Origin of the sequence: Psychrobacter pocilloporae (assembly GCF_029872915.1) — a bacterium.
In the GTDB taxonomy this organism is placed as follows: Bacteria; Pseudomonadota; Gammaproteobacteria; order Pseudomonadales; family Moraxellaceae; genus Psychrobacter; species Psychrobacter pacificensis.
This window is the reverse complement of sequence record NZ_PGFT01000001.1, coordinates 2,749,167-2,763,587: the sequence shown is the minus strand read 5'-3', so window position 1 is coordinate 2,763,587 and position 14,421 is coordinate 2,749,167. Positions and strand designations below refer to the sequence as shown.

The 14,421-nt window shown below is 45.3% G+C and carries 13 protein-coding genes and 1 pseudogene; 9 read left to right on the top strand and 5 right to left on the bottom strand.

Going from position 1 to position 14,421, the window contains the following annotated elements; all coding sequences use genetic code 11:
• Positions 1–63 precede the first annotated feature (63 nt).
• The 3 genes from aciT to serB all read right to left on the bottom strand — a co-directional run bounded on the left by aciT (position 64) and on the right by serB (position 3,119).
• Positions 64–456, bottom strand: coding sequence for an AciT family ciprofloxacin tolerance protein (gene aciT, locus CUR83_RS11835; RefSeq protein WP_227517140.1), 393 nt, complete (start codon positions 454–456; stop codon positions 64–66).
• Between the two features lie 283 nt (positions 457–739).
• Positions 740–1,747: a DUF368 domain-containing protein gene (locus CUR83_RS11830; protein WP_284719717.1), complete on the bottom strand. Its 1,008-nt coding sequence runs from the start codon at positions 1,745–1,747 to the stop codon at positions 740–742.
• Positions 1,748–1,928: 181 nt separating this feature from the next.
• Complete coding sequence (serB, locus tag CUR83_RS11825; protein WP_284719716.1) at positions 1,929–3,119, bottom strand: phosphoserine phosphatase SerB; 1,191 nt, start codon at positions 3,117–3,119, stop codon at positions 1,929–1,931.
• A gap of 478 nt (positions 3,120–3,597) precedes the next feature.
• On the opposite strand from serB, the gene CUR83_RS11820 reads away from it, so the two are divergent.
• The 6 genes from CUR83_RS11820 to CUR83_RS11795 all read left to right on the top strand — a co-directional run bounded on the left by CUR83_RS11820 (position 3,598) and on the right by CUR83_RS11795 (position 8,686).
• Entirely contained in the window at positions 3,598–5,064 is a 1,467-nt protein-coding gene (locus CUR83_RS11820) for a hypothetical protein (RefSeq protein ID WP_284719715.1), read from the top strand.
• Positions 5,065–5,249: 185 nt separating this feature from the next.
• Positions 5,250–5,486, top strand: coding sequence for a PA3496 family putative envelope integrity protein (locus tag CUR83_RS11815; RefSeq protein ID WP_057761656.1), 237 nt, complete (start codon positions 5,250–5,252; stop codon positions 5,484–5,486).
• 248 nt (positions 5,487–5,734) lie between these two features.
• Positions 5,735–6,292: a UPF0149 family protein gene (locus CUR83_RS11810; protein WP_093069248.1), complete on the top strand. Its 558-nt coding sequence runs from the start codon at positions 5,735–5,737 to the stop codon at positions 6,290–6,292.
• Positions 6,293–6,400: 108 nt separating this feature from the next.
• Positions 6,401–6,838: a YbjQ family protein gene (locus CUR83_RS11805; protein WP_284719714.1), complete on the top strand. Its 438-nt coding sequence runs from the start codon at positions 6,401–6,403 to the stop codon at positions 6,836–6,838.
• Between the two features lie 78 nt (positions 6,839–6,916).
• Positions 6,917–7,450 carry a YbjQ family protein gene (locus CUR83_RS11800; RefSeq protein WP_284719713.1) on the top strand — a complete coding sequence of 178 codons (534 nt, stop codon included), beginning with the start codon at positions 6,917–6,919 and terminating at the stop codon, positions 7,448–7,450.
• Positions 7,451–7,762: 312 nt separating this feature from the next.
• Positions 7,763–8,686 (top strand): bile acid:sodium symporter family protein, encoded by a 924-nt coding sequence (locus CUR83_RS11795; protein WP_212564161.1) that lies wholly within the window; start codon positions 7,763–7,765, stop codon positions 8,684–8,686.
• Between the two features lie 166 nt (positions 8,687–8,852).
• On the opposite strand, the gene CUR83_RS11790 is transcribed toward CUR83_RS11795, so the two are convergent.
• Together CUR83_RS11790 and CUR83_RS11785 are read right to left on the bottom strand one after the other, a co-directional pair.
• Positions 8,853–9,653: a formate/nitrite transporter family protein gene (locus CUR83_RS11790; RefSeq protein ID WP_227674151.1), complete on the bottom strand. Its 801-nt coding sequence runs from the start codon at positions 9,651–9,653 to the stop codon at positions 8,853–8,855.
• Between the two features lie 29 nt (positions 9,654–9,682).
• Positions 9,683–10,003, bottom strand: coding sequence for a hypothetical protein (locus tag CUR83_RS11785; protein ID WP_227674120.1), 321 nt, complete (start codon positions 10,001–10,003; stop codon positions 9,683–9,685).
• Positions 10,004–10,293: 290 nt separating this feature from the next.
• Here CUR83_RS11785 and CUR83_RS11780 point away from each other — a divergent pair, with 290 nt between their 5' ends.
• The 3 genes and pseudogenes from CUR83_RS11780 to CUR83_RS11770 form a co-directional block, all read left to right on the top strand.
• Entirely contained in the window at positions 10,294–13,227 is a 2,934-nt protein-coding gene (locus CUR83_RS11780; RefSeq protein WP_284719712.1) for a valine--tRNA ligase, read from the top strand.
• Positions 13,228–13,416: 189 nt separating this feature from the next.
• Entirely contained in the window at positions 13,417–14,091 is a 675-nt protein-coding gene (locus CUR83_RS11775; RefSeq protein WP_284719711.1) for an NYN domain-containing protein, read from the top strand.
• A 54-nt stretch (positions 14,092–14,145) separates the two neighbouring features.
• Positions 14,146–14,265 (top strand): annotated as a pseudogene (locus CUR83_RS11770) (hypothetical protein); the annotation flags it as partial.
• Positions 14,266–14,421: the final 156 nt, after the last annotated feature.

The window sequence follows — 14,421 nt, the reverse complement described above, 5'->3', positions numbered from 1 at the left end:
TAAGTATCTTGTAACATTAAATATCACTGTTATGGGTAGGGTATTCATATCAGTATGGCAGTATCAATGAAAGCGTGGCTTATAATCATCATCGTAAACAGGCGTATGTTCGACATAGCGAGCCGCTTCTAACTTGCGCTGCCGACTGACTGCATGACTCACATCCTCGTAGCGTAGTGCTCGGTATAGTACCCAGCCGGCCAAAGGTAACCAGCTGATTCCCATCGCGATGACGTAACGGTGCCATTCCGAAAGCGCAGATAGCATCGGACGACCTACCAAGATATTCTGTATCATCTCAACAGCCAACCAGTAGACCATACCACCAAATAAATATAGCAACAGCCAACGCTGCGATGATAGAGCGAGCGCCACGATCATACCTGCTAGCAAGCTATAGCCTAGCCATGCTGAGCTGCTCCACATCTCTACGCCAATAAAAGAAAAAATAGTCATTGCCATCATTCATCTCGCTATTCATAAGGTGAACTCCAATGAGACTATTATGGAAGGTTGCTGAGCAAAGCTAAAGAGGCGCTAGGCGACTTTGCGACAACCGTTGACGTTTGATTTTTTAGATTAAGGTTGCTTTTTTTTGGATAGCTTGTACGATTTTTAATCGTTAGCTGGTAGGCTAAGCGCCGCAAAAAAGGGCGCTTATATTGGGGAGGGTAGGAGCCGTTGTAATGGTTCAAACAGAGGCTTTTTAATCAAATATTTACACAGGGAGGATCAACAGTTAAGCCTTATTGGTCCGTCTGCCCCACCAAGATAGTAACGACACCAAAATAGCACCGAGTAGCATAAGACCAACTGTGGTCAGCCAGTGGGGACCAGTAGGATACTGCCATGGCATAACGTTATTGATCGCCTCGCTGTTAAGAGCGCCTAATACATCTACTTTCCACGGCCATACCTTGACCAAAGAGCCGGCAATAAAACCGGTCAGCAATGCCAAGGTGGCTTGATAGTAGCGGGCTAATAACCATTTTAGAGCACGGGTAAATAATAACAATCCAGTTGCCATGCCCGCCATCACAGTTAATAGTACCGTAAAGTTAAGAGTATGCACGGCTTCTAATACGGTATCGTAGGCACCTAGCAACAACAATATAAAAGACCCTGAGACCCCAGGCAATATCATGGCGCAAATCGCAATCGCGCCTGCAAAAAATAAGTACGGTAAGCTAGGTGTCGCCGCGAGTAATGGCAGACTACTAATGACCACAGCAGCAATGATTCCGGCAGCAAACAGCGCCACACGTCCTATATTCCAGCGCTTAATCTCACTTAATAAGATAAATACCGTTGCGATGACCAGTCCAAAAAAGAACGACCAAATAAGCAGTGGTTGATTGTCTAGCAAATATTTGATAATACCAGCCAAGGTAGCAAAACTCGTCGCAATACCAAGTATCAAACACAATAAAAATGTCGCATCAACTTGTCGCCATACCGCAGCGAGTCCTTTGATTCCGCCGTCTTGTCGAAATATCTGCCAAAGGTTGGGGCCGATACTACCGAGTGCATTAATCAGGCGCTCATAAATCCCTGCAATCAATGCAATAGTGCCACCAGAGACACCAGGAACGATATCAGCAGCACCCATCGCCATGCCTTTGACATAAACCCCTAGCAGCTCTTTTGGGTTATTCGTATACACAGGGACAGAGACGGGGACCGTGCTTGCGTCTAATGGCTCTGCTACTGACGGCTGGTTTGGCCGTGGGGATTGTGGTGCCGTCATGAACAGTCCTTTATTATCTGAGAATAAATGTTATCTAAAAATAAATATCTGGCGTTATTACAACGAAACGTACTTAAAAATTAAAGCAACATCATTTTATGAAACATGTGCTAACGCATAAAAGCGGGATTAATGAGACAGACATCAATCCCGTTTATCGGAAATCTAAGGGGTGATGCGCTTATTTAGTAGAGGCAAATGCTGGATAACCAAGCGCATATAATGTCCCCTCAAGTCCTGTCACATTGATCGCGGCATCAGCACGTGCTTGCACGATGGGCTTGGCATGATAAGCCACTCCTAAATCGGCAAGCGCCATCATCGGCAAGTCATTGGCACCATCACCGACACAGACCACTTGCGACATCTCGATCCCCAAGCGCTCAGCCGTATGCTCGACAATCGCGGCTTTTTTGGCACCATTTATAATGGGCAGCTGTATGTGACCGGTCACTTTTCCTTCTTCGATATCTAAGGCATTGGCATGGACTTCGTCAATCCCTAACTGCTCAGCGATATAGCGGGCAAAGTAAGTAAAGCCACCAGACACCAGTACCGTATGGTAGCCCAAGGCTTTTAACGCACTAATGGTGGTACGGGCACCGACCGATAACGTCAAGCGGTTGCAAATATCATCAAGCACATCGGTAGAGATACCTTTTAATAAGGCCACGCGCTGAGCAAATGATTCATCAAAGTCAATTTCACCTCGCATCGCCGCCTCAGTAATGGCTTCAACTTGCTCACCAATACCAGCCGTTTTTGCCAGCTCTACAATGACCTCTTGTTCAATCAACGTCGAATCCATGTCAAAACAGGCAAGCTTGTGAGTACGTAGCATATGACCGACCGATAGGATGTGACAATCGACGATGTCTAGATTGCCTGTACTATCCGCACTGCGTGTGCGGTTGTATTCTTCAGACAAGTCATGGCGCAGACGAGTGGTCAGCTGATCGTCAATGATGTGAGCGGCGGCGGTCTTTTTGCCAGGGTGCATCAGCGTATCGGTCACAGGTACCAACAAATAGCGGTATACTTGAGCATTGGTAAAGGGCAGACGCTGTGCATCGGCTGCCGTTGGCTCTGTATCAGAGACCGTAATATTAACAAAGCTCGCCTCAGTATCCTCAGCGACCGTCACCAAATGCCAACTTGGCTGCTCATCGACCCAAGACTGAACATATTGATGAATGTCCATCGCTGATACTTGAGTAGGCAGCACGACAATGAGCGCAAAAACAGGCAGCGACTGTAGCGCATCAAAATCTCGCAGATTGGTATCATCAGGTAATAATTCTGCAATAGAGTCGACGGCTTGTTGCCATGCTTTGCTGTCTTTTGGTAACGAATAAGATGTATTTTTTGGCATGGCTCAATTGTCCCTTGTATGCTCATATAAGATTGGGAATAATAACAGTTTTACTGAGCAGCGCCTATAGATGACATGCAAAGTATCATGGGTGTTCAAAAATGCTTATCAGCGCCTAAAATCTGCTGAAATGCAACAAAGTTATTATGATAAATTTATAAATCGACTAACGCTATAAGGCTTATTATGGTGATATAGTAGATGACTTAAACTGACCCCTTGGTAACGATGCTGTGGCAAAAATAGCAGCGATAATCATGAGGCAGCGCGCGATAGTATCATCGTTCAAATTTAGCTCAATAAATAAGTGTCATTTTACATAGTAGCATTTTATATGATGACTGATTTCAATGAAATACTATCGATTTTCCGTGAATATCGATCAATATTCGCGCATTACAATTGTTTAAAAATTAGCCAAAAAATGAGCAATAGACTCGTTTTTTAATTTCTTTTCTCCAAAAAAGTTTAACATATCATGACGTATTTAGCGCCGCGGCAAGGGTTGTTTGCCATTATTCTTCTGGTTAGTTTTTGTTTGCAGACGTTGTTATTGGTCATCAGTACCGATCAGCAGCTGAGCAAAAGTCGTGCGTTAAAAGGCGAGCAAATGGTCGCCCAGCTGATTGATGAAGCAAGGTTGTCTTTAGAAAACAAAGACCGTGTCAGTCTCAGTGTGATTGCTAACCGTTATACCAGCGAGCAGGACGTAACAAGAATACTGATTAAAGACAATAAAGACGATATTTTGGTGCCTGTGGGCAACGCGCCGATGCAGCAAGGTGATACGATTCGCCAAATCGCAACTAACGGCGATGCGGTGATTGGTAGCGTTGCACTGACGTTAAAAGACGTTAGTAAAGGTGAAATCATCGCGATGCAGTGGCCGTTTGTGATCGGTACGATGCTGCTGCATTTATTACTGTGGTTAATCTATGGCTATCTTGCTCGTCCGACCAAAGAGCAAATCAGTGCGCTGAGCCGTAATATTCAGGACTTGTATCGCGAGCAGTACAATCAGGGCGATCAGAGCGGCTACAGCCGTGACCTTGAGCGCGGCACAGGCGGCACAGTTAACAACCCAGCTGATGCTCGACTATCTAGTGGTGCTTCTGAAAGCGTTACAGAGAATAAAGTAACGAACGCACGCACATTCAATGTACATAACGAAGTCAATGAGTACCTAAGAACACAGCAAAACCAAAGCAGCAGCGACGAAACTGGCAGTCTAACAGCTACGTCTGAAGGCGATATTGAAGACAAGGTTGTTAGCACCGCAAAGCGTCATAGTCATAGTTCGCAATCTGGTGGTCAGACGTCTAAATTGTCTGCCACACGCGCAGTCGATAGCGTGAGAGTGCAAATCCTCTTTCATGATGAATTCAATATGCTTGAGCGCCTTGCACCGGCGCAGCGCCTGCCTTATCTAGCGCTATGCACGCAGCTGCTCAATCAAGCGGTGACCGAACTACTCAAACAGCCATTACTACTGGGTGTCAGTGCGACCAATGAGGCACACTTTGAGGACAATGGTGCAAGCGTGGTGCTAAAAGCGGACAACAGCCATGCCAAAGTAGCACTGGCTGGGGTCATGCTTGCCAAGCTGTACTTGATGCTCAATAAAATCATTCATGACAAGCATATCGAGCTGTCGCGCTTTGCACTACCAGCAAAAGCAGGCGTGAGTGATGAGGCGCAGTCAGAGCCCATGACCCATCTACTACAGAGCATCGGTAAAAAAGAGCAACTGCTGATATTGCTGCCAGCTGCTGGCCTCAAACAAATCAGCAATCATGTACAGGTCCATAGCATCATGCGCCCAACCACTGTCTACGAGCGCGAGTGTGCGATATTCGATGGCGGGAACGACGCGATGATTCAGCGTTTGGCAGATGTTCGTAATGCCGTGCTCATGATTGAAGACGAAGATGAGTCAGCGACATAGCAGTATTAACATGGCTCATTTATACTACAATTGTCCATTATATAACTGATATCATAGTCTTGGTACTCAGGCTGAAATGTGACATATTAAGAAAAAGGATTGACAACTTTCAATAGAGACTTTATAAGGCATATATATATTGATGTATATTTAATACCCTTGCCTAAAAATGATAGGAGTTTGTCATGAGTGACGCTGATATTGACGACGATTTTGATGATGATTTTGTCGACGATGATGACGCAAAGATGGTTGAAGAAGCTGAGACAAGTGTACGTACGCGTTTAAGTAGTCTTGAGAAGCGTCGACTGATCGATAATTTGCTAGAAGAGAAGCGTTTGGCTAAAGAATTAAAAGATGATCTAGATGATATAGACAATTTTGATGAAGATGGTGATGATTGGGATGACGACGATTTTTAATTCATTGGCATCATTGTCTAAGCTGACTAAAGTCCTCTAATGATTGACCATCATCTAATCAGTCATATAGGTTGCTAGATGTTTATTACTTTTTATAAACGTGTGTAACCCGCTCTATTGAATGATATTTACGTTGTAAAGGCTGCTTGTTTTTCACTATTCAAGCAGCCTTTGTTTTAAAACCCTTTTGCCTTTAACCGATCGATCACTGTGATTGACGTTGGCTATCTCTCAAGGACTGTTAAGCCATGAATAACCAATTAAGTTTTGATGAACTGCTCGATTATTTGGATAACCAAGAGAGCCAGTTCGTGCTCGATAGTGTCGCTGCGCATGGTTTTTTGACAGCGACGGTCATTGGTCGCCCATTACCGAACTGGATGGACGCGCTTTTTGAGGGTCATGTGAGTGAGATTCCAGAAAACGTCATCGATGGTATCAAGCGCTGGCGTGACTCGATCATGGCTGAGCTAAAAAACGAGACTCCGATTGAGCTGCCATTTGGTGAAGATGCTGGTGACGAAGAAGTGGCAGTTGATTTTTCAGATGAGTCAGATATTGTGGCTTGGTCGATTGGTTTTGTTGATGCCATGTATGGCGATGAAGCAAGTGATTGGTTTGAAGACGAAGAGACAGCAGAAGACGTGGCTGTGTTGACCTTACCAATGATTGTATTAAGCGGCATTGATGATGAAGATCCAGAGCTAGAAGCAATGCGTCGCGATGAAGATAAGATGGTTCAAATGGCCAACAGCATCGAAGGCAATTTGACCGAGCTGTTTTTGTTGTTTCATACCAATGACTAGTCATTCTAAAAGACAGTACTGCTGATAGTACTGTCTTTTATTTATACTGCATCATGCAGCTCTGGTCATTCTTTTAGATACATTATAAGTCACCGATAAGGTCTTACTATGGCTGTGCAACTCTCCAATCTTGAACACTTACCCAATTATCAAATTACCGAGCGCTTAGATGTTGTGTATGGCAGTACAGTGCGCTCAAAGCATGTGGGCAAAGACTTATTTGCTGGGCTAAAAAACATCGTTGGTGGCGAGCTGACCGCTTATACCGAGCTGTTGGAAGAGTCACGCCAAGAAGCGATCGATCGTATGGTGGTCAAGGCAGAAGCGCTTGGTGCCGATGCTGTCGTCGGCTTGCGTTTCTCTACCTCTAGTATCGCCCAAGGGGCTTCTGAGCTGTTTGTTTATGGAACAGCGGTCAAAGCGGTACCAGTATCGCAGCAGCTCCAGAACCCACCAAGCGATAATCACTATCCGTCCGGTCAAACACCCAATCCTCAAGTCCAGACTGCGCCAGATGATCTACCGCGTTTTAACCCTTTTGGTTGATCTTAGCGCTTTAAAAGCTGTAGCACTAAAAAACACAATGCTAAAAACCGTAATGATTTTTATAATGAGAAACGTCCCATGAATGACTCACTCACGCAAGTGCTTATCAATTATGGGCCGTTTATCTTTTTATTCGCCGCTGGTTGGTTTTTTGGGTCGCGTTACGAGCGTCAGCATTTGGCACAGCTAACAGTAGCAGAGCAGGCGCTAGGGGATATTACGGTTTCAAGCGAGCGTTTCTACCGTCCTGAGCTGGCTGTCGGTAGTGAGGGCGCGCTAGTTCTTGGCAGCGTCGTTATTGCTCAAGATTACTTTAAGATGATTATTGCTCGCGTGCTTAGTCTCTTTGGCAAAAACCTAACCACCTATGAGACCCTGCTTGATCGCGCGCGCCGTGAGGCAATCGTCCGTATGCGTACACAAGCGAAAGCCAAAGGCTATACTCATATTTATGGTGTACGTCTAGAAGTCACTAACATCAACCAATTGGGCAGTATGGTAGAAGCCATTGCTTATGGCACGGCGGTCATCAGTACTGATCACACACCTATCGTTTCTGCTACACACACATCGCCTGCACGTGTACCTTCTGCACTTCCTAGCATCTCTTAATACCTCGTAGCGCTGCTATTTAGATTCTCCTCTGTGGTTGTCGCAGCACAAAACCCAACGCTGACTGACCAGTAGTCAGAAAAATCAAATACATACACTTTTACAACGATATACTGACTTTCAATGTTTCGACATTTTTTGGGTGTATGTCAGTAGTGATGATTCCAAAAAGTGTTGTGTACAAAGTGTCGTATAAAAACGCTGACAATGTCGGTGGCTTTTACCCAAGATATCAGCAGGATTGGCTGATTGAGCATCATAACGTTGTCATAAACCTGCCCGTGTAAGGGTTATATCTACAAGGATGTAGTTATGGAAGGTGTGGAGTTAATCACGTTTGTCAATTCAAAAGTCATTCCCATTAGTATTTTTTTGATCATGATGGGAATGGGGTTGTCCTTAGTTACCAATGACTTTAAAAGAGTCGTCAAATATCCCAAAGCAGTCGCAATCGGACTGACCAATCAGCTACTATTCTTACCATTGGTCGGTTTTGCCTTGGCAACTTTCATGTCACTCGAGCCTGAGTATGCCGTTGGCGTTATGCTGCTAGTACTGTGTCCTGGTGGCACGACATCTAACTTATTTACTTATTTGGCAAAAGGGGATGTCGCGCTTTCGGTCACGATGACGGCGATCGCCAGTGTTATCACCGTCTTTACCATTCCTATCGTGCTGAGTTTTTCGCTCGTGTACTTCATGGGTGCTGGTAGTGAGTTTCAGTTGCCAGTCGCCAAGACCATGATCAGCTTGATTACTCTGACGATACTGCCAGTTAGTATTGGTATGCTCATCAAACGCTATGCGGCAAGCTTCGCCGATAAGGCACAGGTGATGGTGTCTCGTTTTGGTGTGATATTTTTGAGCTTCTTGGTAATTTTTTTAGGATATGTGCAAAGAGATATTTTGGTCGAGGCCTTAGTTGCCACTGGCCCTGTATCGCTTATATTGAACGTATCGACGATGGCGCTTGGTTATTACACCAGTAAATGGTTCGGTCTAAATCCTGCGCAGAGAAGATCAATCACCATGGAAGTGGGTCTACAAAACAGTACGCTGTCGATGTTTATGGCATTGACGCTGCTCGCTAACTATAAGATGTCGTTGACTCCAGCTATTTATACGCTAATCATGTTCTTAACCGCAGGTATCATGGTCAGAGTATTTACCGCGCAACACAATAAAGCGAATAGAGTAGACAGAGAAAATAGCGTATTGGCTGCAAGAAGAATGTAGTTTAATCAGAATGTAAGCCGCAGTGCATTGCTAAGTACGCAGTGCACGACCCAATAAAATAAGCCCACAATATACTTTTTATGATGAGAGTTATTGTGGGCTGTTATATTTATCATGGTTTCTTAAAGTGTGTGGGTTGATTCAATACGGATAGCATCGCTCAACGCTAAAATCTGCGCCTATCTACTTCTGCTCGTGCCTCAGCGGCCTGCTCTTTGACCCTTTCAATTTCAAACAAGAATGTGCGGTTTTTGAGTACCGCGACAAATACCACGCCGCCGACCGTATTGCCCACCAAGACCACGACTAAAAATATCAAATAGTGCCATAGGCTGACCGTATTGCCATACAGCAATGCTGAAAACACTTCAATATTGCCAACGATACTGTGATGCAGACCCAAAAACCCGATACTACCAGTGATAATGGAAACCAAAACAATACGGCTAAGGGTATCGCGTGCAGATGTGACTAGCCATGCCGCCACGCCCATCATCCAACCTGCCAGTACCGCACTACCAAAGATGACCCACCACTCAAACCCTAAGATATGCTCAGCGTAAGCATCGATAGCATGGTCGGTAAACAGATGCATATGCAGCCCCAAACCAATTATTAAAGCGGCAAACAAACAGCCACCGACGATGTTACCAGCGATAACGATGCCCCATAGACGCAGCAGCTTATGCAGTGGTTCAATCTTGTTTAGCACAGGTAGACTGAGTAGGGAGGTCTGCTCAGTGAATAATAACGACTGACCAATCACCACGATAATAAAGCCGATCGGATAGAGCAGGGAGGACAGTACCATCGCATAGCGACTCGGCAGCACATCATTAAGTAAGGCAAACGCCGATAAAATCACAAAAAAGCTGATACCAATCTCAAGCCCAGCTGTAAAGGCGCTGGTAAACAGCGAGCCAAGCGAGCGCTCAAAGGTTTCTTTGGCATGGATGACTTGCTCCACCAAAATACTGGCATAGCTTTTCGCTTGGCTTAAATTATCGTCACTGGCAACTTTTTAATGGTTTCTTTGTCTTCGTCGCTGATTTCTTCTGGCAGGTCATCATTGTCTAAATCTTCGGTGGCTTTTATATGATCATCTGCGTGGCTATGCGTATGAATATCTATATCGTTGTTTTCAGGAGTGTGACTGTGCTGTAGCGTATGACTGTGCGCCATATTGTCTTTTTTATGAGGATCGCTTACATCATCATCCTGAGATGAATGACTGGTGGTACTCACGCGCGCGCTATCTGGTAGGATATCCTGAGCATCCTGACGACGGCTTTGGTTAGGTCTGTTATTTTGGGACAAGGGTGATTCACTGTTGGTCGGCTGGTATATGGATAGAGCTGATACAACGCTATCGATGCTATTTTAGCGTATGACTGTGGTAGGTTCTGTTGAGTGTTTAACCAATTGCGGTTATTAATTGTTCGATAACGGCATGAAAAATGACCTTCAGGCTTTATAAATTGCCTTACCATCTAACAAAATCTGCCTATCTGCGTTAAAATCACTCTATTCATTATTTTCCTAATTTTTATATTCTCTTTAATTCAATTAACTTTGATCACATTCAATCAATAAAAGATAATGCCATTATGAGTAACCATAACCTAACTGCCTCTATTCAAGCGGCACTCAATCAATTAGAAAACGCCTATAACCCTGCACAAGTCGAGGCAGGTATGTATCAAGGCTGGGAAGAAAGCGGCTATTTTGCCCCAACATTTGATAAAGATGAATCGTTCTCTATCGCGCTGCCACCGCCAAATGTCACGGGCTCGCTGCATATGGGTCATGGGTTTAACAATGCAATCATGGATGCGCTCACACGTTATCACCGTATGAATGGCGACAACACGCTGTGGCAACCAGGTACGGATCATGCCGGTATTGCAACCCAAATGGTTGTTGAGCGTCGCTTGGAAGCGCAAGGCATCCGCCGCCGTGATATGACACGTGAAGATTTCATCGATAAAGTGTGGGAATGGAAAGAAGAGTCGGGCGGCAGTATCACTAGCCAAATTCGTCGTTTGGGTAGCTCGGTTGACTGGTCTCGTGAGCGCTTTACCATGGATGATGGTTTGTCTAACGCGGTAAAAGAAGTATTCGTACGCCTGTTTGACGATGGTCTTATCTATCGTGGTAAGCGTTTGGTCAACTGGGATCCAAAATTCCAAACTGCGCTGTCAGATCTTGAAGTCGAAAACCACGATGAAAAAGGCAGCTTGTGGCATTTCCGCTACCATTTCACCGATAAAGACCTAACCACTCAAGATGGCAAAAACTATCTGGTCGTCGCAACCACCCGTCCTGAGACACTCCTTGGTGATACGGCTGTCGCCGTCAATCCTAGCGATGAGCGTTATGCACATTTGGTCGGCAAAACCATTACTTTGCCAATCACGGGTCGCGTCGTGCCTATCGTCGCTGATGACTATGTCGAGAGCGACTTCGGTACAGGCTGTGTCAAAATTACCCCAGCGCATGACTTTAACGATTATGAATTGGGTCGTCGTCATAGCTTGCCACTCATCAATATTCTCGATGAGCGCGCCAACATTTTGCCAGCGATGGAAGTCTATCCTGATTTGCAGACACGTGAGCCAGAGCTAGAGACTACGCCTAGCGAGTACGCCGGACTTGAGCGTTTTGCCGCGCGTAAGTTCCTTGTTGAGCAAGCAGGCGATCAGGGCTGGCTAGAAGACATTGAGGACTACGCACTTAAAGCCCCGCGCGCTGAGCGTGGCGGTACGATCGTTGAGCCATGGTTGACCGATCAGTGGTATGTCGCGGTCAAAGAGCTTGCCAAGCCTGCGATTGACGCGGTAGAAGACGGCAGCATCGAGTTTGTCCCTGCCCAGTACAAAAACATGTATATGGCATGGATGACCGATCTGCAAGACTGGTGTATCAGCCGTCAGCTGTGGTGGGGTCATCGTATCCCTGCATGGTATGACGATGCGACAGGTGAGGTGTATGTCGCGCGTGATGAGGCGGAAGTACGCACTAAATACAACCTAAGCGATGATGTGGTATTGCGCCAAGATGATGACGTGCTCGATACGTGGTTCAGCTCGGGTCTATGGACGTTCAGTACGCTTGACTGGGCAGACGTCAACGCCGATCCACGCGTGATGGAGACTTTCCACCCAACTAGCGTCTTGGTCACGGGCTTTGATATTATTTTCTTCTGGGTCGCGCGCATGATTATGCTGACCATGCATTTTGTCAAAAACGAAGACGGCACGCCGCAAGTGCCGTTTAAGACCGTCTATGTGCATGGTCTCGTCCGTGATGGCAACGGTCAAAAAATGTCAAAATCAAAAGGTAACGTCTTAGATCCGATCGATCTAATCGACGGTATCGATTTAGAAGCGCTGGTCGAAAAACGCACCAGCAATATGATGAATCCAAAAGACGCGGCTAAGATTGAAAAACAAACACGTAAAGAGTTCCCAGAGGGTATCCCAGCCTACGGTACCGATGCGCTGCGCTTTACCTTTACCTCATTAGCCAGTACCGGTCGCGATATCAACTTTGATCTGAAACGCGTTGAGGGCTATCGTAACTTCTGTAATAAAATCTGGAACGCCAGCCGTTTTGTCCTAATGAACTGTGTCGATGGTGACAGCAATGCCAAGCCTATCGACCAAACGGCGAACCCTGACGTATGGGAACTACCAGAAAAATGGATCATGAGTCGTCTGAACTCTAGTATCAAAGACATTCATCAGCATTTCGCCCAGTATCGTCTCGATATGGTCAGCCAAGATATCTATGAGTTTATCTGGAACGAGTACTGTGATTGGTACGTGGAGCTTGCCAAAGCCAGCCTAAATGATGACTCGGTGACGGATGCGCGTAAAGCGCAAATCCGCTATGTACTACTGCACGTATTAGAGACGGCGCTACGCTTTAGCCATCCAATCATGCCGTATCTGACTGAGCAAATCTGGCAGACCATCGCGCCGCTACTGGGTCGCAAAAACACCGACAGCATCGTGGTCGCTGACTATCCACAAACTGAAGCCAGCCAAATCAGTGAGCAGACCGAAGCGGATATGGCATGGTTACAAGAGCTGATTGCTAGCGTCCGTAACATCCGTGGTGAGATGAAACTGGGTAACGCCGTACGTCTGCCAGTACTCTTACAAAACGTCTCTGCCGATGAAGAAGCGCGTCTATCACGTATCAAAAACCAGTTCAAAGCGCTTGCCAAAGTTGAGAGTTTGGATATCGTCAAAGAAGGCAATGAAGTGCCACTGTCGTCATCGAGCATGGTTGGCCAGCTACGCGTCCTTGTACCCATGAAAGGGCTGATCGATCCAACCGCTGAGCTAAAACGTCTGGGTAAATCTTTTGATAAGCTACAAAAGCAAGCCGACGGTATCGCTCGTAAACTCGGTAATGAAGGCTTTGTCAGTAAAGCACCTGCGGAAGTGGTCGATGCTGAGAAAGCGAAACTGGCTGAGCTAGAAGGGCAGTTGACGGCGATGACGGCGCAGATGGAGCAGTTAAAGGCGTTGTAAATTAGTAATTTCATTGCAAATAAACGCACTAAATATATTTGCATAATACCTTTGGGGTAGATATAATAAATTTACAACTCACCCTTAGTATCTAAAATTAAGTTTTTAGCTTGCATAGGGCAAAAAAACCGTTACAGTGTCATGCTGTAGCGGTTTTTTTATATCGACAAAAAAGTTAGGCGGTTAAACTTGAAAACCAATGTATATATTGATGGCTATAACCTGTTTTATGGCTGTTTAAAGCACAGTGATGATAAATGGTTGGATTTATACCACCTATTTGCAAATCGTATTATTCATGCACAAGATCCAAATGCGGTGATTGAGACTGTGTACTTTTTTACCGCAGATATCAAGTCGAAGATATCAACGCAAGGAGAAGCTGCCCAAAACGCTCAGCAGGCGTACCATAGAGCACTCGAAAAAATGTATCCTAGTAACATGAAAATTATAAAAGGGTACTATGCACTGGAGAAGGGCAACTTACTCAGATACAAACAACCACCTGATAAAAGTGACCGTGTTGAAGTATGGCGTCTAGAAGAGAAGCAAACCGACGTTAACATTACATTGACCGCTTATCGAGATGCAATACAGAACAAAGCACAGCAAGTGGTTTTTGTCACCAATGATACTGATATCGAGCCCGCACTTAGAGCGCTAAGGGAAGATATGGGAGATGCTATTGTCATTGGCATTATTATCCCTATACGTGCTAATAGCCGTCGCCCACAGAATGAGAGGCTAAGCAAATATGCAAACTGGACACGCTCCTATATTACCGATGATGAGCTGGCAGATAGCCACTTACCTGATAAAGTGCCTACCGCAAAAAAACCAATTCTAAAACCTGAGTATTGGTAAATCTCGTATTTTTATGACTTATTTCATAACCAAAACAACTAAAGGCTAGGCAATAAAGGCTTTGTCAGTAAAGCACCTGCGGAAGTGGTCGATGCTAAGAAAGCGAAACTGGCTGAGCTAGAAGGGCAGCTTGCGGCGATGACAGCGCAGATGGAGCAGTTGAAGGCGTTGTAGTTTTTAACTATGTAGCTAACCCCGCTCTATCAATCGTGGTTTAGGAGTGAAGCCAGCATATAGTAAGACTTGAATTCAAAGATATAATTATCAGTTTTTATAGTATTACCGTTATACTTCACTAGTAGGTTATGTTTTTACACAACGAGACACTAT

Bases quoted from the DNA above. Each gene is read 5' to 3' on its own strand.
- serB (WP_284719716.1), bottom strand. From the start codon at position 3,119: ATGCCAAAAAATACATCTTATTCGTTACCAAAAGACAGCAAAGCATGG.
- CUR83_RS11795 (WP_212564161.1), top strand. From the start codon at position 7,763: ATGGAAGGTGTGGAGTTAATCACGTTTGTCAATTCAAAAGTCATTCCC.
- CUR83_RS11805 (WP_284719714.1), top strand. From the start codon at position 6,401: ATGGCTGTGCAACTCTCCAATCTTGAACACTTACCCAATTATCAAATT.
- CUR83_RS11820 (WP_284719715.1), top strand. From the start codon at position 3,598: ATGACGTATTTAGCGCCGCGGCAAGGGTTGTTTGCCATTATTCTTCTG.
- aciT (WP_227517140.1), bottom strand. From the start codon at position 456: ATGACTATTTTTTCTTTTATTGGCGTAGAGATGTGGAGCAGCTCAGCA.
- CUR83_RS11800 (WP_284719713.1), top strand. From the start codon at position 6,917: ATGAATGACTCACTCACGCAAGTGCTTATCAATTATGGGCCGTTTATC.
- CUR83_RS11810 (WP_093069248.1), top strand. From the start codon at position 5,735: ATGAATAACCAATTAAGTTTTGATGAACTGCTCGATTATTTGGATAAC.
- CUR83_RS11830 (WP_284719717.1), bottom strand. From the start codon at position 1,747: ATGACGGCACCACAATCCCCACGGCCAAACCAGCCGTCAGTAGCAGAG.
- CUR83_RS11780 (WP_284719712.1), top strand. From the start codon at position 10,294: ATGAGTAACCATAACCTAACTGCCTCTATTCAAGCGGCACTCAATCAA.
- CUR83_RS11815 (WP_057761656.1), top strand. From the start codon at position 5,250: ATGAGTGACGCTGATATTGACGACGATTTTGATGATGATTTTGTCGAC.